Consider the following 22592-nt stretch of genomic DNA (forward strand, 5'->3'; position numbering starts at 1 on the left):
AAAAAGCTCAGGCCGCAGGGTGCGCGTCGTCCTCGGGCCAGTCGCGGATGTAGGCCTTGAGCATCTTGTTTTCGAAGTTCTGGCTGTCCACCACGGCCTTGGCGACGTCGTAAAAGCTGATCACGCCCATGAGCATGCCGCGCTCCATCACGGGCATGTAGCGCGCGTGGCGGTCTAGCATCATGCGGCGCACTTCGTCCATGTCGGTCTCGAGCGTGCAGGTCAGCGGGTGGTCGTCCATGGCCGTGCGCACGCGCATCTGGCCCAGGCTGCCGGCGTTGTGCGCGAGCGTCTGGATGACTTCGCGGAACGTGAGCATGCCCACGAGGTCGCCGTGCTCCATCACCACGAGCGAGCCAATGTCTTTCTCGGCCATCACGGCCACGGCCTGGGCCAGCGGTTCGTCGGGGTGGATGGTGTAGAGCGCATTGCCCTTGAGGCGCAGGATGTCGCTGACTTTCATGGTGTGTATTCTCCGCAGGGCGCGGCTGCCGCCGTGCTGCGGCCCATGCCGCAGTCACCCATTCGCAGTCACCCATTTCACGGCGAATGTTAGCCCACAAATCGACCACAATCGCAGCCACACCTTTCCCTCCAACACCTTCCTGCGGAGACTTGCATGCCTGGATATTCCGACCCCGGCTTCGACACGCTGGCGCTGCACGCGGGGGCTGCGCCCGACGCGGCCACCGGCGCGCGCGCCGTGCCCATCCACCTGACCACCTCGTTCGTCTTCGAGTCCAGCGACCAGGCCGCTTCGCTCTTCAATCTGGAGCGCGCCGGCCACGTCTATAGCCGCATCAGCAACCCCACGAATGCCGTGCTCGAAGAGCGCGTGGCGGCGCTCGAAGGTGGTGCGGGCGCGATCAGCGTGGCCAGCGGCCAGGCCGCGCTGCACCTGGCCATAGCCACGCTGATGGGTGCGGGCAGCCACATCGTCGCGAGCACGGCGCTCTACGGCGGCTCGCAGAACCTGCTGCACTACACGCTGCGGCGCTTCGGCATCGAGACCACCTTCGTACAGCCCGGCGACATCGACGGCTGGCGCGCCGCCGTGCGCCCGAACACCAAGCTGTTTTTCGGCGAGACGGTGGGCAACCCGGGCCTGGACGTGCTCGACATCCCCACGGTGAGCGCGATCGCGCACGAGGCGGGCGTGCCGCTGCTCGTCGATTCGACGCTCACCACGCCCTGGCTCATGCAGCCGCTCGCGCTCGGCGCCGATCTGGTCTATCACTCGGCCACCAAGTTCCTCTCGGGCCACGGAACGGTCGTGGGCGGCATCGTCGTCGATGGCGGCAGCTTCGACTGGGACGGCCCCCGCGCTGCGGGCAAGTTCGCCGAGCTCACGCAGCCCTACGACGGCTTTCACGGCATGGTCTTCAGTGAAGAAAGCACCGTGGGCGCGTTTTTGCTGCGCGCGCGCCGTGAGGGTCTGCGCGACTTCGGCGCCTGCATGAGCCCGCACACCGCCTGGCTGATCCTGCAAGGCATAGAAACGCTGCCGCTGCGCATGGAGCGCCACGTGCGCAACACCGAAAAAGTGGTCGATTTCCTTGCCGCGCACCCCTTCGTCGCGCGCGTGGGGCATCCGCTGCTGCCCAGCCATCCGAGCCACGCGCTCGCGCAAAAGCTGCTGCCGCGCGGCGCGGGCGCGGTGTTCAGCTTCGACCTCAAGGGCAGCCGCGCGCAGGGCAAGAAGTTCATCGAAACGCTCAAGCTCTTCAGCCACCTGGCCAACGTGGGCGACTGCCGCAGCCTGGTGATCCACCCCGCGAGCACCACGCACTTTCGCATGAGCGACGAGGCGCTCGCGCAGGCCGGCATCGCGCAGGGCACGATCCGCCTGTCGATCGGCCTCGAAGACCCCGCCGACCTCATCGACGACCTGCAGCGTGCCTTGAAGGCCGCAGAAAAAGTCGGAGCCTGAGCATGTACCTGCAAGTCCAAGGCCACCAAACCTATTGCTACACCGGAGGCAAAGCCTTCGACCCCGCGCAGCCCACCGTCGTGCTGATCCACGGCGTGCTCAACGACCACAGCGTCTGGCCGCTGCAAAGCCGCTACCTCGCGCACCACGGCTGGAATGTGCTCGCCGTCGATCTGCCGGGCCACTGCCGCAGCGCAGGCGAGGCGCCCGCGAGCGTGGAGCAGGCAGCGCAGTTCATCGTTGCGCTGCTCGACGCCGTGGGCGCGCCGCGCGCCGCGCTCGCGGGCCACAGCTGGGGCTCGCTGATCGCGCTCGAAGCCGCAGCGCGCCTGCAAGAGCGCGCGAGCCATCTGGTGCTCGTGGGCACCGCCTACCCGATGAAGGTGTCGAGCGCGCTCATCGAAGCCTCGCTGCACGACCCCGAAAAAGCCCTGCGCATGGTCAACGTGTTCTCGCGCAGCACGCTCGCGCCGCCGCCTTCGGTGCTCGGCCCCGGCACCTGGATCTTCGGCGCGGGCATGGCGCTCGGGCGGCGCGTGCTGCAAAGCAACCCGCAGGTCAACGTGTTCCACCGCGGCTTCGTCGCGTGCGACAGCTACACCGGCGGCGAACAAGCCATGGCGCAGGTGCACTGCCCGGTGCTGTTCCTGCTCGGCGCGCTCGACCAGATGACCTCGCCCAAAGCCGCGCAAAGCCTGATCACCGCGGCACGCCAGACCGGCCAGCCCGTGCAGGTGGTGCACCTGCCCGTAGGCCACCACCAGATGACCGAAGCCCCCGACCAGACGCTGGACGCGCTGCGCGGGTTTTTGGGGTGTTGAGGGTTTTGAATGAAATTTGCCTCTAGCGCTGATGCAGCAAGCGCTAGGCGCTATTCTTTTTAACCCAGATTGTCCATTAGGACGCGGGATGATGGCGAGGCGGCTGGCGAGGCAGTTTGGTCGCGGCTGAGGAGTGCATGGCCGGTGCCATGGACGACGAAGCCGCGGCCAAAATGACCGTCAGACGTTCGCCAGCGCCCGCGTAGGTGCACAGCACCGCCTAATGGACAATCTGGGTTTAATAGTTGTCAGATTCCAATTATTGGGCAGGGGCAATGGATAGCTTCACGCCGAGAGCGTGAAGCAGCTTGAGCACTGTGTCATAGCGTGGCTTTGCGCCAGGCGTAAGCGCTTTGTATAAGCTTTCACGACCGAGGCCAGCATCTTTGGCGAGTTGCGCCATGCCTCGGGCGCGTGCGACATCTCGTACCGCAGTGAGAAATACGTCAGGGTTTGGGTCTTGTAGCGCAGCAGAAAGATATTCCGCGATGGTTTCCTCATCATCGAGGTAGTCAGCTGCATCGAAGGGGGCAAATGTGGCCATGGCTTACTCCTTGTGCAAAGCCCGCGCCATCTCGATGGCGCGTTGGATGTCGCGCTTCTGCGTCGATTTATCGCCGCCCAACTGAAGCAGATAGACCACCTCAGCGCAGCGGGTGAAATAGACCCGATAGCTGTCGTATCCCATTGGATACTTTCGAGCACCCATGGCGAAGGCAATTGGATTCAGACTCCCGTGATTTTGCAACCCAAAATCACCCTCAAGGTTTGCACAAACGCGCCTCCAGCTATCCTTTCGAAAGTACATCCGCGAGCATCAACTCCCCCAGCCGCGCGCGCTGCCACAAGGCCTCCACGCTGGCCGTGCGCTCCAGCAGCAGGCGTTGGAGCAAGGGGGCGAGCGGCGTGCTCTGCGCATCGGCCAGCAGCACGTAGCGCAGTTCCACGAGGCTGGGAGCACCACCGCCGTCGAGGGTGGGATCGCTGACCTGGCCGACCCAGTCCAGCGCCTGCAAGGTTTCGAGCACGGGCTCCAGTTGCAGCGCGTCCACGCGCAGCCGCCGGGCGAGTGCGCTCAGACGCAGCCCTTTGGCGGGCTGTCCGCGTACCGCATGCAGGGCCTGCAGCAGCTCCACCGCGAGCTGGAACGGCCAGCCCGCGCCGCCGCGCCGCGCCACGCCCATGAGCACGACGGGCAGGTACGCGGCGACCACGGCACCGAACAGCACGATGAGCCAGGCCACGTAGATCCACAGCAAAAAAATCGGCAGCGTGGCAAACGCGCCGTAGATCACCGAATACGTGGGCACCTTGCCCAGATACAGCGCCAGCAACTTTTTGGCCAGCTCCATGCCGACCGCAACGAACAGCCCGCCGGCCCAGGCGTCGCGCCACTTCACGGGCGTGTTGGGCACGTAGCGGTACAGCGCCGCCATGCCCGCCGCAAGCATGAAAAACTGGATCGAATCGAACAGCAGGCGCACACCGGCAGGCAAGGATTTGGCCAGCCCGCCCGAAACCGACATCACATACGAGGTGAGCGCCAGACTCGCCCCCAGGGCGAGCGGCCCGAGCGTGAGGCCGGCCCAGTAGATGAGCACGCGCTGCGTGAGCGGACGCATGCGTCGCACGCGCCAGATGGCGTTGAGCGTGCGGTCTATGGTCAAAATCAGCGCAAGCGCCGTGACCAGCAACCCGCTGAAGCCCGCCACCCCCAGGCGGCTGGCCTTGGCGGAAAACTGGGTGACGTAGCCCAGCACCTGGCGCGCGATGCTCTCGGGCACCAGGCTCTCGACGAGCCAGCGCTGCAGCACCTTCTGCAGCTCGGCAAACATCGGAAAGGCCGTGAACACCGCGAGCGCCACGGTGATGAAGGGCACCAGTGCGAGCACGGTCGTGAAGGTCAAACTGCTCGCAGTAAGCGCGAGGTGATCCTCATGAAAGCGCTCGCGCAGCGTCTGCAGCGTGTTGCGCCACGGAAAATGCGCGAGCCCGCTCGAAATGGCACGCATGCGCGCCAGCGCCGCATGGAAGAGCCTGTTCATGCCCGATATGATGCCAGCCCGATGACTGCACCCATCCCTTCCTCCGCCTCTACGGCTGCATCTTCCGCCGCCATGCCTGCCACGCCCGACCCCGCCGTGGCCGCCACGCGCTGGCTCGCCGTGGGCAGCCTGCTGGCCCTGATCGTGCTGTGCCTGGCCTGGGAGCTGGTGCTCGCGCCGCTGCGCCCGGGCGGCTCGTGGCTCGCGCTCAAGGCGCTGCCGCTGTGCGTGCCGCTCGCCGGGCTGCTGAAGCACCGCATGTACACCTACCGCTGGCTGAGCCTGGGGTTGTGGCTGTATTTCATTGAAGGCGTGGTGCGCGCCTGGAGCGACCGGCCGCCGGGCAACTGGCTTGCGCTCGGCGAGGTGGTGCTGTGCCTGCTGCTTTTTGTCGCGTGCGCGCTGCACGTGCGCCTGCGTCTGCGCAAGGCCCGGGCTGCGGCTGCGGACTCCCCTTCCTGATTTTTTGTCGCACGATCCATGTCTGACTTGCTCCACACGCTGCGCCAGATCGTCGGCCCCGCCGAAGTGCACACCGAGGGCGACCTGAGCGCGTGGGAGCAGGACTGGCGCCGGCGCGCGCGCGGCAAGGCGCTGGCCGTGGTACGCCCGGCCACTACGCAGCAGGTTGCCGCCGTGGTGCGCGCCTGCGCGGCTGCGGGCACGCCCATCGTGCCGCAGGGCGGCAACACCGGCCTGTCGCTGGGCGCTACGCCCGACGCCTCGGGGCGCGAAATCGTCTTGAGCCTCACGCGCCTGAACACGGTGCGCGCCGTCGACCCGGCCAACCTCACCCTCACGGCCGAAGCCGGCTGCCTGCTGCACGCCGTGCAGGACGCCGCGGCGCAGGCCGGGCTGCTATTCCCACTCTCGCTGGCTTCGGAAGGCAGCTGCACCATAGGCGGCAACCTGGCCACGAACGCCGGCGGCACGCAGGTGCTGCGCTACGGCAACGCACGCGAACTGTGCCTGGGCCTCGAAGTGGTGACCGCGCAGGGCGAGGTCTGGAGCGGCCTGCGCGGACTGCGCAAGGACAACACCGGCTACGACCTGCGCGACCTGTTCATCGGCAGTGAGGGCACGCTGGGCATCATCACCGCGGCCACGCTCAAGCTCTTTCCGCGGCCCGCAGCCCAGCTCACCGCGTGGGCCGCCGTGCCTTCGCTCGCGCACGCGGTCACGCTGCTCGCGCTCGCGCACCAACACCTGGACGCGGGGCTCACAGCGTTCGAGGCCATGGGCCGTTTTGCGCTGCAACTGGTGCAGCAGCACCTGCCGCAGCTGCGCGTGCCTTTCGTCGAGCACCCCGACGCGCCCTGGTGCGTGCTGCTCGAAAACTCCGACAGCGAATCGGCTGACCACGCCCGCGCGCGCTTCGAGGCGCTGATGGAGTCCGCGCTGGCGCAGGGCTGCATCAGCGACGCCGTGGTTGCCGAAAACCTCACGCAGGCGCAGCAGCTGTGGCAGATCCGCGAGGGCATCCCTCTCGCGCAGGCCAAAGAGGGGCTCAACATCAAGCACGACATCGCCGTGCCGATCTCGCGCATCGCGGACTTCGTCGCGCACACTGATGCGCTGCTCACACGGGAATTGCCCGGTGTGCGCCTGGTCACCTTCGGGCACCTGGGCGACGGCAACCTGCACTACAACGTGCAGGCGCCGCAAGGCTGCGACGCGCAAGCCTTTTTGCAAGCGCACGAGGCACATGTCAACGCACTCGTTTATGACGCGGTGGCGCAGTTCGGCGGCTCGTTTTCGGCCGAGCACGGCGTGGGCGCGCTCAAGGTGCGCCAGCTGCAGCAATACCAGTCCCCCGTGGCGTTGGGGCTGATGCGCACGCTCAAACGCGCGCTTGATCCGCAGAATGTGCTGAATCCGGGGCGGGTACTAGTGTAGTGTTCGACGCTATCTGCGACATAAAACCGCGTCTTTTCGGCCCGGGCCGCGTTGCAAATCCTCGCGATACCACCCGGTATCGCTGCGGTTTGCGCCTTGCCCAGACCAAAAATCCATCGGTTTTATTTGTCGCATCAAGCATCAAACACTACACTAGGAGGCTGTCGGACTTTGGGCGTCGAAAGCGAGAATGCGCCCCAGCGAAACCAGTTTTTGCCGGATTCGCAGCCCCATAGTGGTGCTATGAGGCAAGAAGCCGGTAAAAAATGGGCCGCTGCGGCGCATTCGCAGCCGACGATTCCAAAGTCCGACAGCCTCCTAAGATAGCCCCCAACAATCCAACAATCCCCCGCGCGCATCCGCACGGCGATAATTGCGGGTTCAGCCGCTTTATCCCATGCCAACCGCATCACCCCCTCTGCCCCGCACCAGCGCGTGGCAAACGCCCAGCTTCCAGGCCATTTTTTGGCTGATCGCCGGCTTCACCCTGCTGCGCCTGTGCATGGCGGCCACCGTGCCGCTGCTGCCGCAAGAGGCCTACTACTGGACCTGGAGCCGCTTCCCCGATTGGTCGTACTTCGACCATCCGCCACTCGCAAGCTACATGATCTGGCTGACCACGGCCGTGGTCGGCTCCACGGTGTTTGGTGTCAAGCTGGCCGCGGTCGTGTGGTCGCTGGGCTGGAACCTGCTATGGGCCAAGCTCTTGCAAGACCTCTGGGGCGACCGGCGGCTGACCTTCTGGTCGCTGCTCGCGCTCAACCTTACGCTGCTGTATGAGTTCTACGGCTTCGGCCCCTCGCCCGACGGGCCGCTGATGTTTTTCTGGCTCGCCACGCTGTGGGCCATTTGGCGCCTGAGCGTCACGGGCCAGGCGCGCTGGTGGTACGTGGCCGGCCTGTGCCTGGGGCTGTCGTGGCTGGGCAAATACGCGGGCGCGCTGCTCGTGCCCATCACGGTGCTGTACCTGCTGGTTGTGCCGCGCCTGCGCCACTGGCTGGCCACGCCGCACCCCTATCTGGCGCTGCTGCTGGCCTTGGCGGTGTTCTCGCCCGTGATTGTGTGGAATTTGCAGCATGACTGGGCTTCGATCGCGTTCCAAAGCAGCCGCCGCGTGGGCGAGATGGACCGCTTCAAGCCGCGCTTTTTCCTGCTGCTGGTGTTCACCCAGTTCGTGGTGCTCACGCCCTACCTGTTCTGGCTGGCGCTGCGCGGCCTCGGCAGCGGTGTGCGCGCGGCGTTGCGGCGCACGCTCGATGCGCAAGGCTGGCTGCTGCTTTTGAGCGCGCTGGTGCCGCTGCTGCTGTTCACGGCCGTGAGCTTTCGCGCCAACTCCAAGGTCAACTGGCTCATGCCGGCCTGGTGGGCGCTGATCGTGCTGGGGCTGCGCACGCTGCTTGCGCAACCGGCCACGCAAGCGACCAAGCTGCGCCAGCTGCGCTGGGGGCTGGGCTCGTCGGCGGCGCTGCTGCTCGCGCTGGGTGCGGCCGCGCAGGTGCCCAATCTGCCGCTGCCGGGAGATCTCAACATCTGGAGCGGCTGGAAGGACGCCGCCGCGCGCATCGACCAGATCGAGGCTGAGCTGCACGCGCAGGGGCAAAAGACTTTCGTGTTTTCGCCCTCGTACAAGTCGAGCTCGCTGCTGTGGTTTTACAACGCAGGGCAGGATCGCACCTATGCGCAAGACATTTACGGCGAACGCGCCCTGCAGTACGACTATTTTCCCCGCCCCGACGACCTGCGCGGCGCCACGGGCCTGCTCGTGACCTCCGACATGCCGCAGACCGGCATAGACCTCGACAAATTGCGCCCCTATTTCACGCACATAGAGCGCATCGCCGTGGTCGAATCCTCCCAGCTGCAGCAGGACACCCGCCGCATCGAAATTTACCGCTGCACCGGCTACCGCGGCCATCCCAAAGGCCCGCGTTGAGCCGCGCAGCGAGAGCCCCATCCACCCATGCCACAGCTTTCCATCGTCGTCCCCACCTTCAACGAAGCCGGCAACGTCACCGAGCTGCGCGACCGCGTCGCGCGCGCACTCGAAGGCGTGGACTGGGAAATGATCTTCGTCGATGACGACTCGCCCGACGGCACCGCCGACAAGGTGCGCGCCCTCGCCCAGTCCGACGCGCGCGTGCGCTGCCTGCAGCGCATCGGGCGGCGCGGCCTGGCCTCGGCCTGCATCGAAGGCATGCTGGCTTCGTCCGCTCCCGTGGTCGCGGTGATGGACGCCGATTTGCAGCACGACGAGCGCCTGCTGCGCGCCATGTTCGAAGCGCTGCAAAAAGATGCCAACCTCGATGTGGTGGTCGGCAGCCGCTACGTCGAAGGCGGTGGCATAGGCGCGTGGAAGCAGTCGCGCGCCTTCCTGAGCCGCCTGGCAACGCGGTTGAGCCGCAGCGTGCTCAAGGCCGACCTCAAAGACCCGATGAGCGGCTTTTTCATGATCCGCCACGCGGCGGCGCTGCGCTGCATTCGCCAGGGCATGTCGGGCGTGGGCTTCAAAATCCTGCTCGACCTGTTCGCGAGCTCGCCCACGCCGCTGCGCTATCTCGAGCTGCCCTACCAGTTCCGCGAGCGCTTTTCCGGCGAGAGCAAGCTCGACACCACGGTGGCGTGGGAATACTTCATCATGCTGCTGGACCGCTTCTTCGGCCGCGTGGTGCCCATCCGCTTCATCGCGTTCACGCTGGTGGGCGGCTTCGGGCTGCTGGTGCACCTGCTGGTACTGTCGGTCTGCTTCAAGTTGCTTTCGATGCCGTTTTTGTGGGCACAAACTGCTGCCACGCTGGTCGCCATGACCAGCAATTTCGTGCTCAACAACTTGCTGACCTACCGCGACATGCGCCTGCGCGGCTGGCAGCTGCTGCGCGGCTGGATTAGCTTCACGCTCGCGTGCAGCGTGGGCGCCCTCGCCAACGTGGGCATCGCGGCCTGGCTGTTCAGCCAGCAGGCATCGTGGGTACTCTCGGCTTTTGCGGGCGTGGTCGTGGGGGCCGTGTGGAACTACGCCATCACCGCCATCTACACCTGGAACAAACCCAAAGGCGGCTGAGCTTTCGCCCAGTTTTGTATTTTTTCGCATCTCTGCCACTTTTGCACTTGCGCCATGAACACCACCACCGTGAATGCCGATCCGGCCGAATTGGCCAAGTTTTCCGAACTCGCCCACCGTTGGTGGGACCCGGAGAGCGAGTTCCGCCCACTGCACCAGATCAATCCGCTGCGCCTCGAGTGGATAGACAGCCTGGCCAGATTGCAAGGCCAGCACGTGCTCGACGTCGGCTGCGGTGGCGGCATCCTGGCCGATGCCATGGCACGCAAGGGCGCACAGGTCACCGGCATAGACCTGTCCACCAAGGCCCTGCGCGTGGCGCAACTGCATGCGCTCGAAGCCGACACGCCCAACATCCGCTACCGCGAAATCAGCGCCGAAGCTCTGGCACAAGAGCAGCCCGAGAGCTTCGACATCGTGACCTGCATGGAAATGCTTGAGCACGTGCCCGATCCGGCCTCGGTCGTGCGCGCCTGTGCCGCGCTCGTGCGTCCGGGCGGCTGGGTGTTTTTTTCCACCATTCACCGCAATCCCAAGGCTTTCTTGTTTGCCATTGTGGGCGCCGAATACCTGCTCAAGCTGCTGCCGCGCGGCACCCACGAATACGCGCGCTTTATCCGCCCGAGCGAGCTCGCCGCCTTCGCCCGCGCCGCCGGTCTCGAAGTCGTGCAGGAGCGCGGGCTCGAATACAACCCGCTCACGCGCCGCTACCGCCTGGGCCACGACACCAGCGTCAACTACCTCATGGCCACGCGGCGCAGCCTCGGTGCTTGATGCGCTCTTGCTCGCCCTCGCATCGCCCACGCCCATGTTCCGCAACGTCCGCGCCGTCCTGTTCGACCTCGACGGCACCCTGATCGACAGCGCCCCCGACCTCGGCGCCGCTGCCAACCAAATGCGCATCCGGCGCGGCCTGCCCGCGCTACCGCTCGCACGCTACCGCCCCATGGCGGGCGCGGGCGCGCGCGGCATGCTCGGCGAGGCCTTCGGGATAGATCCCGAGCACCCCGACTTTGCCAGCCTGCGCGAAGAATTCTTCTGCGCCTACGAAGCCTGCCTGAACCACCACACCGAAGTGTTTGCCGGCGTGCCCGAACTGATCGACCAGCTGCTGCAGCGTGGGCTGGCCTGGGGTGTGGTCACCAACAAAATCGCCCGCTTCACCGAACCGCTGACCCGCGCCCTGCCCTTGTTCGCAAGTGCTGGCGCCATTATTAGCGGCGACACCACGCCACACGCCAAACCGCACCCGGCGCCGCTGCTCGAAGCCGCCACAAGGCTACGAGTCGCGCCAGAGCAGTGCCTCTACGTAGGCGATGACGCGCGCGACATCGCTGCCGGCCGCGCTGCCGGCATGGGCACCGTCGCAGCCTGCTACGGCTACCTTGGCATCCAGCCGGACCTGCAGCAATGGGGCGCGCACGCACTGATAAATTTACCCATTGAGCTCTTGCAATTGCTGGCACCAACCTAAAATAGCGTGCCAAGGGGCTGTCCTGGTTTCGACGCGGGTTCGGAATCGGTGCGGTGCATGTCGAGCTTGAGTCACGCTCGTAAATCTCGATTCAACAAAGTAACTGCAAACGACGAACGTTTCGCACTCGCTGCTTAATTGCCAGCGAGCCTTGCAACAGTTGGCCTATGGGCTGGGCAAGGGGGCACTGAACACTCAGTGCCTCCAGGCTGCAAGGGCATTCACATAGGCTGGTTGCGCCTCGGGTACCTTGGGTCGCAACGAGATTCAAGGGTACTGGCAACCGGTGTAGCGTGCGCCTGCGCGACACCGGTGGCGAGAATTAAAACAGCGCGCTAAACATGTAGATCTGCTCGAAGAAGGCTTGCGGACGCGGGTTCAACTCCCGCCAGCTCCACCATAATGTGAAATCCCAACCCTTATCCGGTTGGGATTTTTTTGCCCGTTCCCCCTGTGTTGGCGCGGTTTCCGGGCATGGCCTCGCGAGCGCCACCCCTGCGAAGGCGGCGTTTTCACCCCATTCGGGGCCTCTCCGTTCTCAGTTTTCTCTGGTGGTCTCGCGAGCGTTCGCGAGATCACTTCCTTGGCTGGCAAGGGCTCTGAGGCGGTCGGTTGTGGTCGGAGACTGCTGCAGCGCTGGCGACCGAGAACCGCACAGGCGGGTTTTTACGACGCTGTTGACTCTGCGCCTGAGCGCTCATGTCCACCTTTACGGCCTAGTTTCACGCCTGTCGGGTTATCTGCGTTCGCACCGGTCGTATCCCGCAGAGACTCCAACGCACCACATTCCCCAATGCATACCCCGCCGGCGCAGGCGCTGCGAATGCCCTGGATTTGCTTACGCAAAGCCTTGAGCTCAGAAATACGTCCTTCGACCAGTCGCAGGTGTTCATCGAGCAGCACATTGACATCGTCACAGGGCTTGGCCGGGTCGTCCTGTAAGTGCAGCAACACCCGAATTTCGTCATGAGTCATGTCCAGCGACCGGCAGCGCCGGATGAAGGCCAGCCGGTCGACATGATGAGCGCCGTAGTCGCGGTAGTTGTTGCTGCCACGGGCGGGCGGTTCCAGCAGTCCCTCCACCTCGTAGAACCGGATCGTGGAAACCCGGCACCCCGTCAGTGCTGCAAGTTCGCCGATTTTCATGAAAACTCTCCTGAGGGCTTGACTCTACAGTTACTTGAGGGTTTCTAATGGGTGCAGGAGAACAAAACTATGAAAACATGTCAAGGCAGTACCTGCTCTGGCGGGTGCACATCGAACCAAATCAACACCCCCGTCTCGACCAGCGCAATGCCGCCCGGTCGAGCTGAAGCGTTTTCCAGCGTGTTTGCTATCCCGAAGATGGATTGCCCTTCGGAGGAGAACCTCGTCCGGATGGCGTTGGCGGGGACCGAAGGCGTGACAGCACTGGAATTCGATCTGGCCACGCGGCGTCTCACGGTCACGCATAGCGGTGAAGCGGAGCGCATCGAGGCGAAGCTCCGTCCGCTGAACCTTGACGCGGCGCTCATCGAGACTGCGGCAGCGAAGTCGACAGTCGGCACCCTGACCCGCTTCTCCATCCCCAAGATGGATTGCCCCTCCGAAGAGAACTTGATTCGCATGGCGTTGGCCGATCAGGCGGGTATCGGGACGCTGTCGTTCGATCTGCGCAAACATGAGCTGTCGGTCATCCACATGGGGCCGACGGAGGACATCCTCGGCAAGCTGGCCCCCCTGAATCTGAATGCTGAGCTCATCGATTCGGTGCCTCAAGGAAATGTGCCCTTGGCCAGACCGGACCCTGAAGGCGACGCTTCGGAAGCCCGTACGCTGAAGGTCATGCTGGCCATCAACGGCACCATGTTCGTCTTTGAGATGCTGGTGGGCTTGATCGCGCAGTCGACCGGGCTGATCGCCGATTCGCTTGACATGTTTGCCGATGCGGCTGTGTACGGACTTGCGCTGTACGCAGTCGGACGCGCCGCGGGCATGAAAATCAGAGCCGCCCATTTCGCCGGATGGCTTCAGATGTTGCTGGCACTTGGCGCTTTGGGCGAGGTGCTGCGCAGGGCCGTGTTCGGCAGCGAGCCGCAATCGAGCTTGATGATTGGCGTCGGGCTCATTGCCCTCGTGGCCAATATGACCTGCCTCGTACTCATCGCCCGCAAGCGGGATCGCGGCGTGCACATGACGGCCAGCTACATCTTCTCGGCCAACGATGTCATCGCCAATCTGGGCGTGGTCGCCGCAGGCTTGTTGGTGGCATGGACCGGCTCACCCTATCCGGACCTTGTCATCGGCAGCATTATCGGCCTGGTCGTACTCAGCGGCGCGCGGCGCATCCTGATGCTTAGGTGAAGGCAATCGTTCCAGGGCGATTGTCAGGGAGTTCTCAGGCGAATCATCCCAGAACCGCAGGAGGCGTTCGGCGTGGTTGGGCTCGGCGCATCAGGCTCGCGGCGCAAACACGCGGATCTGGTCGTCCCAGCCGTTGGGCCAAGGGCGGCGCATCACCTGCTCCAGCACAGCCCCGGGCGTGCTGATCAGTCGCTCGACGACCTCCGGTGCCAACAGAGTCAGCCGCATCACGCGACGCACCTGGGTGACGTCAATGTCTTCGGCCTCGGCGATGTCGGCCACGGACGCCACCCGCTGTTCGTCCAGCAAGCGTTGCCAGTGATACGCCAGACCCAGCGCGCGCATCAACGCGGAGTCCTGCGCAGCCTCGCGGGCCAGACGTTCCTGGTGCGCTTGCTCCGAGAACGCCTGCGGCGCGTCAAGCGGTGTGATGACCTGCTTCTTCAGACCACGGCGCACAAGCGTCCAGGGCAGAAAGGTTTCGATCTGCACGCCGCCAGCGGGCAGCGGCGTCTGATACGTCACGGGTTCGCCTTTGGCCCGGCCGCGATGCTTGAGACTCATGCCTCCTCCTCAAAACTGGCCATGAGCTGGCGCTGGCCCTGCCAGTCGACCATCAGGCGGTTTCGCTGAAACCATATCAGGGTCAGACGGCGCGGCTGCAGGCCCGCCATGAACTGTTCGATGATGTCGGGGGCCAGCAGGGTCAGGCGCAGCAGCTCGTTGACCACCGAGTGGTGCAGTTTCTCGGCCCGCGCGATGGCCGAGCCGCTCTGCATGGCGCCGGTGTCCAGCAGGTGTTGCCAGTAGAAGGCGCGTGCCACACCGTCGAGCAGGGTGACGTCGTGGACGTCTCGGTTGTCGACAGCCACGCGTTGGACGCCCCGGCGGCGGAACGTCAAGGGCACGAAGGTTTCCATCGGGTCAGTCATCAGGCTTCGACCTCCAGCAGTTCGCTGCCGATGCTGCCGGGTGCGAACTCCTCGATCAGCGCGTTCCAACCGATCTCCCGCCACTTCACCTTGATGCCTTGCACCTCACCCGCGTGGACGAGGTCGATGCGTTCGATCAGCAGGTTGGCGATGCGGTGGCGCTCCGCTGGGAACAGTTGATCCCACACGTCGTTGAGCCGTCCCATCGCCATCACGGTGGTGGCCTCGTCGACCTGGGCGCCGTTGCGCTGGATGTGGCGCACCACCGACGCCATGGATTCCGGGCTGGTCAGCACCGTCCGGATCTGGGCTACCACCGCGCCCTCGATTTCCAGCGCGGGTAGGCGCTCGTAGTTCTTGCCCGGCGCGCCGAAGCGGGCCTCCGACTTCGACACGTAGTAGTGGTACTTGCGCCCATTCTTGCGTGAGTAGGTCGGGTACATCCGCTCGCCGGTCGGCGCGTACAGCAGGCCACGCAGCAGCGCGTCGGTGCGTGACCTGATCTTGGTTTCCACGGATCGTGCGTGGCCGTCCTTGGCCAGGATCTCGTGGACCCGCCCCCACAGGCCGTGGTCGATGATCGCCGGATGCGCACCGGGGTACCAATTGCCCTTGTGCGATAGCTCACCGAGGTAGATGCGGTTACGCAGCAGCTTGTGCAGGTACTTCTTGTCGATCCGCGCCCCGTTGCGGGTCTGGCCCTCCTGCGTCGTCCACGCCTTGGTGGTGATGCCCTCGGCGGTGAGATTGGCGGCAATCTGGGTGGGCGAGCCGATGGTGAGCATCTCTTCGAAGATGCGCCGCACCACCGCCGCCTCAGAAGCGTTGATGACCAATTGGCGGTTATCGACGTCGTAGCCCAGGGGCGGCACGCCACCCATCCACATCCCTTTGCGCTTGGCTGCGGCGATCTTGTCGCGGATGCGCTCGCCGGTGACCTCGCGCTCGAACTGGGCGAAGGACAGCAGTACGTTGAGCATCAGCCGACCCATCGAGGTGGTGGTGTTGAACTGCTGGGTGACCGACACAAAGGACACCCCGTGGCGTTCGAACACTTCAACCATCTTGGAGAAGTCGGCCAAGCTGCGCGTCAGGCGGTCGATCTTGTAGACCACCACGATGTCGATCTGGCCGCGCTCGATGTCCGCCATCAGGCGTTTCAGCCCCGGCCGATCCGTGTTGCCGCCAGAGAAGCCGGGGTCGTCGTAGTCGTCGGCCACCGGAATCCAGCCCTCGGATCGCTGACTGGCGACGTAGGCGTGGCCCGCCTCCTTCTGCGCGTCGATGGAGTTGAACTCCTGGTCAAGTCGTTCATCCGAGGACACCCGGCAGTAGACGGCGCAGCGCTTGCGGGCCTTGGTGCTGGCAATCTCGCTCATCGCGCACCTCCCTTGCTCAGGCCAAAGAACAGCGGCCCCGACCAGTGCGCGCCCGTGATGTGGCGGGCCACCGCCGTCAGGCTCTTGAAGTTGCGCCCCTGGTACTCAAACAGCCCCTCGGCGGTGACTGTCACCCGGTGTTCGCGCTCGCCCCATTCGCGCAGCAGGATCGTGCCCGGCGCGAAATCGAACTCCCGCGGCTTGGCCCGCAGCTTGATCTTGGAGTGTTTTGCGCCGATGGCTTCCAGGCGCTGCTTGGTCTCGGGCGCAAGGCCACCGAAGGCTTCCTCCTGCAGCTTGTAGGCGAGGCGGGACTCGACGTGCGTGCGGTTGGGGTAGTCCGGGCGGCGCGGGAAATACCGATCCCACACCGTCCAGAGCTCGGACATCGGCAGGCAGGCCAGCTCCGCTATCCGTGCCGCGACGGATGCTTGTTTCTCGTTCATCACAACTTCTCCTCTTGATAGGGGGTTGTATGAACGCGCTGGTCGGGCAGGAAGCCAAGGCCAACTTCTCTCTGTTTTGGCTCATCCGCAGCAAGGGTGCGGACGATGGCAGCCGCAAGGATGGCGGCGATTTCGCCAGCACGGGCGCTGGCGCTCATCTCCGTGGGAGATGCGAGTTCGAGGTTCTTCATGACGGCTCCGAGGAATTGCAACCGTCAGGGATAGTGAGCCTGATCTTCCGAAGCGGATGGCAACGCAGGGTAATCGTGACCGCCAGTCATGAATCCATTGCGCGTTAACGAAACAGTTGACAGAGTGCCTCTTGGCCTCTACCATCTGTCGTTAACTAATCACGCAATCAGGTCACAACCATGCCCTTTGGAGCATTCATCCGCAAGAAGCGCGAAGAGAAAGGCATTCAGATGAATGACTTTGCGCGGCAGCTGGAGATATCGCCCGCCTACTGGTCGCGCATCGAGCGCGACATGGAAAAACCGCCCAAGGACGAGCTGATCCGCAAGGCGGCCGAGATCCTTGGCATCAGCGCCGACGACGCTTTCGTCGAGGCCAGTCGTCTGCCGCCCGACATCCGCGATGATGTTGGCAACCTGGTTCGGATGTACCGCCGGAACGTGACGGAGAAGAAGTGAATGGCGGTACTGACTCTCGACTACCGGTGCTGCGACCGGAAGCGCCCCCTGTACATCAAGCACATTGAAGTCGAACGCATCGCCGCGACCGCGCGCCAGCAACTGGTCGCGGACAGCATCGATGCCGTTTCTTTCAACGCGCTGCGGCAGATCGCCGGCCTGAAGATCAACGGCATCGACTTCGCGCTTGAGGTCAGCACCGACTACGCCGTGCATGACGAGCAAGGCAACCACGTCTTCGGCGTCTGTGAGTTCGACCCCGCTATGCCCGACGCCGCGATGGTGTCCATCTCGCCCGTGGGTGAGAGTCTCAGCGAACTGCTGGCCCTCAGCACCTTGGCCCACGAGCTGGGCCACGCCGTGTTCGACGCCCCCGGCTGGGTTGTCCAGGGCAGTAAGGGCCCCGGGTTGTTCGATGACATCGAACCGACGATGCAACGGGCTTACCGCACCACGACGCCGGACAGTGACCATCTGTCCAAGTCACTATCTGCGAAGCCAACGACGGAAGAACACTTCGCCGAACTGCGCGCCAACGAGTTCATGGGCTCCTTGTTGGTGCCTCGCCAACGCATCATCGCCGCCGTCGAAGAGCTTGCGCCCCAGCATGACATCACCATCCATCGCCATCCTTCAACCGATCCCGACCACCCCGGCACGGCCCTGCGCATCAAGGCGAACGGCGACCTGGGAGTCTTGGAGATGGATCGCTTCGAGAAAGCCTTGGCGACGCGCTTCGGTGTCAATCCACGGTTCATCCAAGTACGTCTGAACCGATATGGCCTGACCACTCAGGAGGCCACGATGCGCTGACCAGGATCTACCGCCTGTGGAGCCGACCTCGCGTCGGCGTTTTTTGAACCATCCGATTAACCGTTCGCGCAATCGCGCACTTTGTCAAAGGAACTTGCCTATGCCAGCTGACCAAGCCTCAACAACAAAGAAAAGCACCAAGTTGGCGACGAGCCAGCCTGCGGCAAAACGTGCGCGTGAGCATCGATCCGATGAGGGCGCAAACATCCTGCCGAACGCAGAGAACTTCGTCAGCCTCGTGCGCAAGGTCGCGCGCCCCGGGCTGCTGGTGGATCTGCTCGAACGTGCCAGCGCGACGGCACTGCCGGAGTTGAAGGCATTGGCAGAAGCGGCCAAGGGCAAGTTGCCAGTCGAGTCGCGTCAGGCACTCTTTCATGCTGTCGGCAAATTGCCGGCGGCCGCCCAGTACAGCATCGAGTGTGCCGCCGAGCGAGTGATGCTCCTTGACGATGACTACGGGGCACAGGCCGTCTTGTCCCTGCTCAACGAGGATCGTGCGGAAGATGCCGCCGTGCTGGCTGCGCCCAGCGACCGCTACAGCCGCGCCCTGTATCTGCACCTCTTGCAGGACTTTCCGGCGCAAGGCGTCCGCCGCGACGAACGCTTCGATCAGGCTGAGCATCTGCAAGTGATGCATCGCCAGTGGAAAAGCGACCACTACTCCAGCCACTACCTGGGCCCCAAGGGCGTCGTGCCGAAGACTGGGGTCGACGTTCAAGAGGTGTTGCGCACACGCATTGCCGAGCTGTTCCCGAAGGTGCCGAAGGATCAAATCCTGATCGAGCAATTCACGCGCCGCGATCTGTCATGCGAACAGGGTGATGACGATGATTGCGAAGCCGGTCAGTCGGCGCTGTTGCACACGCTGACAGCGACCTTCAATGGCAAGACGGCCACGTTCCAGCAAGTGGCGAACGGGCATGTCGTCGACCACGAGGAACCCGCTGCGATGTCGGCCCGCTTCTCGTGGGAGCCGGAGACTGGCTCGCTCAGCGTGTTCTGCGAAGAACGGGAGGCACGCCGCGAGCTGGCCACCGTCTTCCGTGATGTCGCGCTGGCGCACGAAGGCCAGATCGAGGACATGCCCATGCGGCAGTTCGACCTGCTCGGCTTTGCGACCTCCAAGATGCTCGACCGCCTCAAACGTGACCGGGTCGCAGGCATCGACGACATCTCGATCCTGCAGATCACGGTGGCCAAGCCGTTCGAGCAGACCTCAGAGTACGGCGGACGTGATGTGGTGCGGCAACTCTCCAGCAAGATGCAAATCACCCGCGACCGGCGCGACGGCCGCAACATTTATCAGGTTGCTTATGAGGATTACTGCGCCGAAGACCTGAGCCAGTACGCGCTCGTGCAGGTGAAGTTGGTCATGAGGATGTCCAAGACGCCGCACCGCAAGGCCCATAACGTCGCGGTCCAGATCACCGCACCGAACGGGCTGAACGACAAGAGCAGGACGGACGACGACCGCAAGCGCGTGCAGGAACAGCTCATCAAGATCGGCGTGCTGAGCCAGTTCTGAGGAGGACGCCGATGATGTCGCCGTATTTGAGCTTTTTCCTCGCGCTAGACAACTTTCCACGGCTCGATGCATCAGTGCTGGCTGACAGGCTCGGGCGCGACTACCAGCAGTTTCTTCAGAGGCGCTGGGTCGTGCCCGCAGGCCATCTCACCCATGTGATGGTGCCGTTTCTCGATTCCGAACAGGAAGTCGAAATCGATGTAGACGAGGACGCCGGTCGCTACAGCTACTGCAGTCCGCTGAACGGCAGAACCATCGTCCAACCGCTGGCGGGGATTGCCCTCTATTCCATCCAAATGGATTCCTGGCTCGCAGATCTGGCGGCGCTGATCGGCATTGAGGAGCGGCGACGCTCTAGCCAGATCTGCCGGACACCGAATCACCTGTGGCACCTCGGTGAGCAGCGAATCGCTGGCACGCACGATTTCGCACCGGTGTTCGTTGCCAGAGCATGGTCACGCGCGCCGCAGGACAGGATCACAGCAGTCCTTGCCGACGCCGTGTGGCCGCGTGGTGGCGTTGTTCTGTGCCCAACGCGAACCAATGCCTCGCTACCCCGTGACCACACGCTGCGCGGCTTCGATGAGTTCGTGCGCGTGGCCGATGGCGCAGATGTGTTCGACACCGACGCCTTTGATCGTGTCCTGCGCGGCTACGCAACCCACGTGGGTGAGCCGGAGCCGGTGCAATTCTTCAATGGCAAGCGGCTCAAGCTCCCGCACATGGCGTCGTCCATCGATCTCACCGAAGCGCGAGCCAAGATCATCAAGCTGATGTGGGGGACCGAAGGAAGTGCCCCGCCCGTGATGTCGTGGAAAGAGGTGAATGGTGCCGTCACCGTCAACACCGGCTTCCAATCCTTCGACGATGCCTTCGGCGACAAGGTTGCGCGTGAGGAGGTGATTGAGCTGGTTTCGCGCGGGAAATACCGGGTGAGGCGCAACACATAAACGCACCCATAAATCGAACCAGACACGGCCCATAAACCCGTGCGGAGACTGCGATGTGCCCATTTCATACAGGAGGCACATCGAAATGCAAACCCACTTCACCAACGCAACATCTGGCCTGATCCCGGCCAAAACCGGTGCGCCACAGCGCATCGCCCTTGACGAAAACGAGCTGGCCATCCGCTGGGGGCTTTCCGTCAAGACCCTGCGCCGCTGGCGGCAGGAACAGCTCGGCCCGGTCTTCTGCAAGCTCGGTGCCCGCGTCACCTACCTGATCTCCGAGGTCGAAGCCTTCGAGCGTCGCGTTTCGCGGCACTCGACCTTCACTCGTGCATACCAGTGAGGAGAGCGGCCATGAGCGATCTGACCATCTTTCCCGCCGACCTCGCTGCCATGAGCACCGCCCAGCTGGTGGCGCTGCCGATCAACGATTTCGTCGCTGCCGAGCGTAATGTCGACGAGGCCACTGCTTACCTCAAGCAGCTACGCGTCAAGCTGGATGCTGCCAAGCTCCAGCGCTACGGCGAGCAGGCCCGTAGCGCACTACGGGATTCCGGCCGAGACTTCGGCACCGCCCACGTCAACGACGGCGCGCTGCACGTCAAGTACGAGCTCCCCAAGAAGGTGATCTGGAGCCAGACCATCCTCAAGGAGATGGCCGAGCGCATCGTCGCCTCGGGCGACAAGGTGGAGGACTACATCGACGTCAAGTTGTCGGTGTCCGAGTCCCGCTACACCAACTGGCCCACGGCGCTGCAGGAGCAGTTTGCGGCTGCGCGCACGGTCGAGGAAGGCAAGCCGACCATCACCCTGACGCTCGATGGGGGTGTGGCATGAGCCTTCCCATCATCTCCGCGAAGCAGCGCATGGCCGAGCGCAAGGGCGTCAAGCTGCTGATGCTCGGCAAGTCCGGCATCGGCAAGACCACCCGGCTCAAAGACCTCGATCCGAAGACCACGCTATTCATCGACATCGAGGCAGGCGATCTGGCTGTCGCCGACTGGCCGGGCGACACCATCCGACCGGCATCCTGGCCCGAGAGCCGCGACTTCTTCGTGTTCCTCGCGGGCCCGGACAAGTCGCTGCCGCCGGAGTCGGCGTTCTCGCAGGCGCACTACGACCACGTCATCGAGAAGTTCGGCGACGCGACGCAGCTCGACCGCTACCAGACCTTCTTCCTCGACTCGATCACGCAGTTGTCGCGCCAATGCTTCGCGTGGTGCAAGACGCAGCCCGGTGCAACCAGTGACCGCTCCGGCAAGCCTGATCTGCGCGCGGCCTATGGCCTGCTCGGCCAGGAAATGATCAGCGCATTGACCCACTTGCAGCACGCGCGCGGCAAGAACGTGGTGTTCGTGGCCATCCTCGACGAACGCCTCGATGACTACAACCGCAAGGTGTTCGTCCCGCAGATCGAAGGCAGCAAAACCAGCCTGGAGCTGCCCGGCATCGTCGACGAGGTCGTGACGCTGGCCGAGATCAAGGCCGAGGACGGCAGCGCCTACCGCGCCTTCGTCACCCACACCGTCAATCCCTACGGCTTTCCGGCCAAAGACCGCAGCGGTCACCTCGACCTTCTCGAAGCCCCCGATCTCGGCGCGCTGATCGCCAAGTGCGCGGGCACATCCCTCACGCCCGCCAGCGCCGCAGCCCCCGCACATACCGAATCCAAGGAGTAATCGCCATGACCAGCCAATTCACCAGCAACAACTGGAACGACTTCAACGACGCCGAATCGCAGCAGTCCGGCTTCGATCTCATCCCCAAGGGCACCGTGGTGCCGGTGCGCATGACCCTCAAGCCCGGTGGCTACGACGATCCCGCGCAGGGCTGGGGCGGCGGCTACGCCACCGAGTCCTTCGAGACCGGCTCCATCTATCTCGCCGCCGAATTCGTGGTCACGGCGGGCGACCATGCCAAACGCAAGATGTGGTCGAACATCGGCCTGCACTCCAAGAAGGGGCCGACCTGGGGCCAGATGGGGCGCAGCTTCATCCGTGCCGCGCTGAACAGCGCACGCAACGTCCATCCGCAGGACAACAGCCCACAGGCCGCCGCCGCGCGCCGCATCCAGGGCTTCCACGAACTGGATGGCCTGGAGTTCCTCGCCCGCGTCGACATCGAGAAGGACGGCAAGGGCCAGGATCGCAACGTGGTGAAGGTGGCGGTCGAACCGGATCACCCCGACTACGCCAAGTGGATGGGCGTGCCGCCCAAGGCTTCGGGCGGCGGCACGTCCGGCGCTCCGGCGCAGGCAGCCCCCGCGTATCAGGCACCGGCTCCACAACGCGCACCCGTGACGGGCAAACCGTCGTGGGCGCAGTGAGGGA

Annotated in this window: 27 protein-coding genes and 1 other RNA gene; 18 read left to right on the plus strand and 10 right to left on the minus strand. The window is 64.3% G+C overall.

Going from position 1 to position 22592, the window contains the following annotated elements; translation table 11 throughout:
• Window positions 1–7: 7 nt before the first annotated feature.
• Entirely contained in the window at window positions 8–463 is a 456-nt protein-coding gene (locus tag DFR45_RS11265) for a CBS domain-containing protein (protein WP_114483844.1), read from the minus strand.
• Window positions 464–619: 156 nt separating this feature from the next.
• Here DFR45_RS11265 and DFR45_RS11270 point away from each other — a divergent pair, with 156 nt between their 5' ends.
• Both DFR45_RS11270 and DFR45_RS11275 read left to right on the plus strand, forming a co-directional pair.
• The gene (locus DFR45_RS11270; protein WP_114483845.1) at window positions 620–1930 is read left to right on the plus strand and encodes an O-acetylhomoserine aminocarboxypropyltransferase; all 1311 of its coding nucleotides are present in this window, start codon (window positions 620–622) and stop codon (window positions 1928–1930) included.
• Window positions 1931–1932: 2 nt separating this feature from the next.
• Entirely contained in the window at window positions 1933–2751 is an 819-nt protein-coding gene (locus tag DFR45_RS11275; protein WP_114483846.1) for an alpha/beta fold hydrolase, read from the plus strand.
• A 259-nt stretch (window positions 2752–3010) separates the two neighbouring features.
• Here the strand turns inward: DFR45_RS11275 and DFR45_RS11280 are convergent, their stop codons facing one another.
• From DFR45_RS11280 to DFR45_RS11290, 3 genes are all read right to left on the minus strand, one after another.
• Window positions 3011–3295, minus strand: a complete 285-nt coding sequence (locus DFR45_RS11280; RefSeq protein ID WP_114483847.1) for an addiction module antidote protein — start codon at window positions 3293–3295, stop codon at window positions 3011–3013.
• Window positions 3296–3298: 3 nt separating this feature from the next.
• Window positions 3299–3439 carry a type II toxin-antitoxin system RelE/ParE family toxin gene (locus DFR45_RS11285; RefSeq protein WP_199755315.1) on the minus strand — a complete coding sequence of 47 codons (141 nt, stop codon included), beginning with the start codon at window positions 3437–3439 and terminating at the stop codon, window positions 3299–3301.
• 100 nt (window positions 3440–3539) lie between these two features.
• The gene (locus DFR45_RS11290; RefSeq protein WP_114483848.1) at window positions 3540–4796 is read right to left on the minus strand and encodes a YihY family inner membrane protein; all 1257 of its coding nucleotides are present in this window, start codon (window positions 4794–4796) and stop codon (window positions 3540–3542) included.
• Window positions 4797–4868: 72 nt separating this feature from the next.
• Here DFR45_RS11290 and DFR45_RS11295 point away from each other — a divergent pair, with 72 nt between their 5' ends.
• From DFR45_RS11295 to ssrA, 7 genes are all read left to right on the plus strand, one after another.
• Entirely contained in the window at window positions 4869–5258 is a 390-nt protein-coding gene (locus DFR45_RS11295; protein ID WP_241659440.1) for a DUF2069 domain-containing protein, read from the plus strand.
• An 18-nt stretch (window positions 5259–5276) separates the two neighbouring features.
• On the plus strand, window positions 5277–6692 hold the full coding sequence (locus DFR45_RS11300; RefSeq protein ID WP_114483850.1) for an FAD-binding oxidoreductase: 1416 nt from the start codon (window positions 5277–5279) through the stop codon (window positions 6690–6692).
• Between the two features lie 397 nt (window positions 6693–7089).
• Complete coding sequence (locus DFR45_RS11310; RefSeq protein WP_114483852.1) at window positions 7090–8625, plus strand: ArnT family glycosyltransferase; 1536 nt, start codon at window positions 7090–7092, stop codon at window positions 8623–8625.
• Window positions 8626–8652: 27 nt separating this feature from the next.
• Window positions 8653–9750: a glycosyltransferase gene (locus DFR45_RS11315; protein WP_114483853.1), complete on the plus strand. Its 1098-nt coding sequence runs from the start codon at window positions 8653–8655 to the stop codon at window positions 9748–9750.
• Window positions 9751–9804: 54 nt separating this feature from the next.
• Window positions 9805–10524, plus strand: coding sequence for a bifunctional 2-polyprenyl-6-hydroxyphenol methylase/3-demethylubiquinol 3-O-methyltransferase UbiG (gene ubiG, locus DFR45_RS11320; protein ID WP_114483854.1), 720 nt, complete (start codon window positions 9805–9807; stop codon window positions 10522–10524).
• A 34-nt stretch (window positions 10525–10558) separates the two neighbouring features.
• Entirely contained in the window at window positions 10559–11224 is a 666-nt protein-coding gene (locus DFR45_RS11325; protein WP_114483927.1) for an HAD family hydrolase, read from the plus strand.
• 13 nt (window positions 11225–11237) lie between these two features.
• Window positions 11238–11624, plus strand: a transfer-messenger RNA (tmRNA) gene (gene ssrA, locus DFR45_RS11330).
• A 266-nt stretch (window positions 11625–11890) separates the two neighbouring features.
• Here ssrA and cadR read toward each other — a convergent pair.
• Window positions 11891–12370, minus strand: coding sequence for a Cd(II)/Pb(II)-responsive transcriptional regulator (gene cadR, locus DFR45_RS11335; RefSeq protein WP_114483855.1), 480 nt, complete (start codon window positions 12368–12370; stop codon window positions 11891–11893).
• Window positions 12371–12439: 69 nt separating this feature from the next.
• Between cadR and DFR45_RS11340 the strand changes: the two genes are divergently transcribed.
• Window positions 12440–13567 carry a cation transporter gene (locus DFR45_RS11340; RefSeq protein WP_277752686.1) on the plus strand — a complete coding sequence of 376 codons (1128 nt, stop codon included), beginning with the start codon at window positions 12440–12442 and terminating at the stop codon, window positions 13565–13567.
• Window positions 13568–13657: 90 nt separating this feature from the next.
• Here DFR45_RS11340 and DFR45_RS11345 read toward each other — a convergent pair whose 3' ends face one another.
• The 5 genes from DFR45_RS11345 to DFR45_RS11365 are packed head-to-tail and all read right to left on the minus strand — an operon-like array spanning window position 13658 to window position 16515.
• Window positions 13658–14131 (minus strand): hypothetical protein, encoded by a 474-nt coding sequence (locus tag DFR45_RS11345; protein ID WP_114483857.1) that lies wholly within the window; start codon window positions 14129–14131, stop codon window positions 13658–13660.
• The gene (locus tag DFR45_RS11350) at window positions 14128–14499 is read right to left on the minus strand and encodes a site-specific recombinase resolvase (RefSeq protein WP_114483858.1); all 372 of its coding nucleotides are present in this window, start codon (window positions 14497–14499) and stop codon (window positions 14128–14130) included. Before DFR45_RS11350 ends, DFR45_RS11345 begins: the two co-directional genes overlap by 4 nt.
• The gene (locus DFR45_RS11355) at window positions 14499–15878 is read right to left on the minus strand and encodes a recombinase family protein (protein ID WP_114483859.1); all 1380 of its coding nucleotides are present in this window, start codon (window positions 15876–15878) and stop codon (window positions 14499–14501) included. Before DFR45_RS11355 ends, DFR45_RS11350 begins: the two co-directional genes overlap by 1 nt.
• Window positions 15875–16324, minus strand: a complete 450-nt coding sequence (locus DFR45_RS11360) for a DUF2924 domain-containing protein (protein WP_009238673.1) — start codon at window positions 16322–16324, stop codon at window positions 15875–15877. The genes DFR45_RS11355 and DFR45_RS11360 overlap by 4 nt, the downstream gene beginning before the upstream one ends.
• The gene (locus tag DFR45_RS11365) at window positions 16324–16515 is read right to left on the minus strand and encodes a hypothetical protein (protein ID WP_048811581.1); all 192 of its coding nucleotides are present in this window, start codon (window positions 16513–16515) and stop codon (window positions 16324–16326) included. The genes DFR45_RS11360 and DFR45_RS11365 overlap by 1 nt, the downstream gene beginning before the upstream one ends.
• Before the next feature lie 180 nt (window positions 16516–16695).
• Here DFR45_RS11365 and DFR45_RS11370 point away from each other — a divergent pair, with 180 nt between their 5' ends.
• The 8 genes from DFR45_RS11370 (at window position 16696) to DFR45_RS11405 (ending at window position 22588) form a co-directional block, all read left to right on the plus strand.
• Window positions 16696–16974, plus strand: coding sequence for a helix-turn-helix domain-containing protein (locus DFR45_RS11370; RefSeq protein WP_039731095.1), 279 nt, complete (start codon window positions 16696–16698; stop codon window positions 16972–16974).
• On the plus strand, window positions 16975–17787 hold the full coding sequence (locus tag DFR45_RS11375) for a hypothetical protein (protein WP_114483860.1): 813 nt from the start codon (window positions 16975–16977) through the stop codon (window positions 17785–17787).
• A 100-nt stretch (window positions 17788–17887) separates the two neighbouring features.
• Window positions 17888–19312: a hypothetical protein gene (locus DFR45_RS11380; protein WP_114483861.1), complete on the plus strand. Its 1425-nt coding sequence runs from the start codon at window positions 17888–17890 to the stop codon at window positions 19310–19312.
• Window positions 19313–19323: 11 nt separating this feature from the next.
• A complete protein-coding gene (locus tag DFR45_RS11385) occupies window positions 19324–20262 on the plus strand; it encodes a hypothetical protein (protein ID WP_114483862.1) in 939 nt (312 codons plus the stop codon).
• Between the two features lie 85 nt (window positions 20263–20347).
• On the plus strand, window positions 20348–20605 hold the full coding sequence (locus DFR45_RS11390) for a helix-turn-helix transcriptional regulator (protein WP_054286341.1): 258 nt from the start codon (window positions 20348–20350) through the stop codon (window positions 20603–20605).
• 11 nt (window positions 20606–20616) lie between these two features.
• The gene (locus DFR45_RS11395) at window positions 20617–21099 is read left to right on the plus strand and encodes a hypothetical protein (protein ID WP_114483863.1); all 483 of its coding nucleotides are present in this window, start codon (window positions 20617–20619) and stop codon (window positions 21097–21099) included.
• The gene (locus DFR45_RS11400; RefSeq protein WP_114483864.1) at window positions 21096–21941 is read left to right on the plus strand and encodes an ATP-binding protein; all 846 of its coding nucleotides are present in this window, start codon (window positions 21096–21098) and stop codon (window positions 21939–21941) included. The genes DFR45_RS11395 and DFR45_RS11400 overlap by 4 nt, the downstream gene beginning before the upstream one ends.
• Before the next feature lie 5 nt (window positions 21942–21946).
• Window positions 21947–22588 carry a hypothetical protein gene (locus DFR45_RS11405; protein ID WP_114483865.1) on the plus strand — a complete coding sequence of 214 codons (642 nt, stop codon included), beginning with the start codon at window positions 21947–21949 and terminating at the stop codon, window positions 22586–22588.
• Window positions 22589–22592 lie beyond the last annotated feature (4 nt).

The sequence above is a fragment of the Extensimonas vulgaris genome (genome assembly GCF_003337425.1).
Lineage (GTDB): Bacteria > Pseudomonadota > Gammaproteobacteria > Burkholderiales > Burkholderiaceae_C > Extensimonas > Extensimonas vulgaris.

Bases quoted from the DNA above. Each gene is read 5' to 3' on its own strand.
- DFR45_RS11365 (WP_048811581.1), bottom strand. From the start codon at position 16,515: ATGAAGAACCTCGAACTCGCATCTCCCACGGAGATGAGCGCCAGCGCC.
- DFR45_RS11290 (WP_114483848.1), bottom strand. From the start codon at position 4,796: ATGAACAGGCTCTTCCATGCGGCGCTGGCGCGCATGCGTGCCATTTCG.
- DFR45_RS11270 (WP_114483845.1), top strand. From the start codon at position 620: ATGCCTGGATATTCCGACCCCGGCTTCGACACGCTGGCGCTGCACGCG.
- cadR (WP_114483855.1), bottom strand. From the start codon at position 12,370: ATGAAAATCGGCGAACTTGCAGCACTGACGGGGTGCCGGGTTTCCACG.
- DFR45_RS11385 (WP_114483862.1), top strand. From the start codon at position 19,324: ATGATGTCGCCGTATTTGAGCTTTTTCCTCGCGCTAGACAACTTTCCA.
- DFR45_RS11400 (WP_114483864.1), top strand. From the start codon at position 21,096: ATGAGCCTTCCCATCATCTCCGCGAAGCAGCGCATGGCCGAGCGCAAG.
- DFR45_RS11380 (WP_114483861.1), top strand. From the start codon at position 17,888: ATGCCAGCTGACCAAGCCTCAACAACAAAGAAAAGCACCAAGTTGGCG.
- DFR45_RS11300 (WP_114483850.1), top strand. From the start codon at position 5,277: ATGTCTGACTTGCTCCACACGCTGCGCCAGATCGTCGGCCCCGCCGAA.
- DFR45_RS11345 (WP_114483857.1), bottom strand. From the start codon at position 14,131: ATGAGTCTCAAGCATCGCGGCCGGGCCAAAGGCGAACCCGTGACGTAT.
- DFR45_RS11350 (WP_114483858.1), bottom strand. From the start codon at position 14,499: ATGACTGACCCGATGGAAACCTTCGTGCCCTTGACGTTCCGCCGCCGG.
- ubiG (WP_114483854.1), top strand. From the start codon at position 9,805: ATGAACACCACCACCGTGAATGCCGATCCGGCCGAATTGGCCAAGTTT.
- DFR45_RS11390 (WP_054286341.1), top strand. From the start codon at position 20,348: ATGCAAACCCACTTCACCAACGCAACATCTGGCCTGATCCCGGCCAAA.
- DFR45_RS11355 (WP_114483859.1), bottom strand. From the start codon at position 15,878: ATGAGCGAGATTGCCAGCACCAAGGCCCGCAAGCGCTGCGCCGTCTAC.
- DFR45_RS11310 (WP_114483852.1), top strand. From the start codon at position 7,090: ATGCCAACCGCATCACCCCCTCTGCCCCGCACCAGCGCGTGGCAAACG.
- DFR45_RS11340 (WP_277752686.1), top strand. From the start codon at position 12,440: ATGAAAACATGTCAAGGCAGTACCTGCTCTGGCGGGTGCACATCGAAC.
- DFR45_RS11315 (WP_114483853.1), top strand. From the start codon at position 8,653: ATGCCACAGCTTTCCATCGTCGTCCCCACCTTCAACGAAGCCGGCAAC.
- DFR45_RS11265 (WP_114483844.1), bottom strand. From the start codon at position 463: ATGAAAGTCAGCGACATCCTGCGCCTCAAGGGCAATGCGCTCTACACC.
- DFR45_RS11325 (WP_114483927.1), top strand. From the start codon at position 10,559: ATGTTCCGCAACGTCCGCGCCGTCCTGTTCGACCTCGACGGCACCCTG.
- DFR45_RS11360 (WP_009238673.1), bottom strand. From the start codon at position 16,324: ATGAACGAGAAACAAGCATCCGTCGCGGCACGGATAGCGGAGCTGGCC.
- DFR45_RS11370 (WP_039731095.1), top strand. From the start codon at position 16,696: ATGCCCTTTGGAGCATTCATCCGCAAGAAGCGCGAAGAGAAAGGCATT.
- DFR45_RS11375 (WP_114483860.1), top strand. From the start codon at position 16,975: ATGGCGGTACTGACTCTCGACTACCGGTGCTGCGACCGGAAGCGCCCC.
- DFR45_RS11280 (WP_114483847.1), bottom strand. From the start codon at position 3,295: ATGGCCACATTTGCCCCCTTCGATGCAGCTGACTACCTCGATGATGAG.
- DFR45_RS11275 (WP_114483846.1), top strand. From the start codon at position 1,933: ATGTACCTGCAAGTCCAAGGCCACCAAACCTATTGCTACACCGGAGGC.
- DFR45_RS11295 (WP_241659440.1), top strand. From the start codon at position 4,869: ATGCCTGCCACGCCCGACCCCGCCGTGGCCGCCACGCGCTGGCTCGCC.
- DFR45_RS11405 (WP_114483865.1), top strand. From the start codon at position 21,947: ATGACCAGCCAATTCACCAGCAACAACTGGAACGACTTCAACGACGCC.
- DFR45_RS11285 (WP_199755315.1), bottom strand. From the start codon at position 3,439: ATGGGATACGACAGCTATCGGGTCTATTTCACCCGCTGCGCTGAGGTG.
- DFR45_RS11395 (WP_114483863.1), top strand. From the start codon at position 20,617: ATGAGCGATCTGACCATCTTTCCCGCCGACCTCGCTGCCATGAGCACC.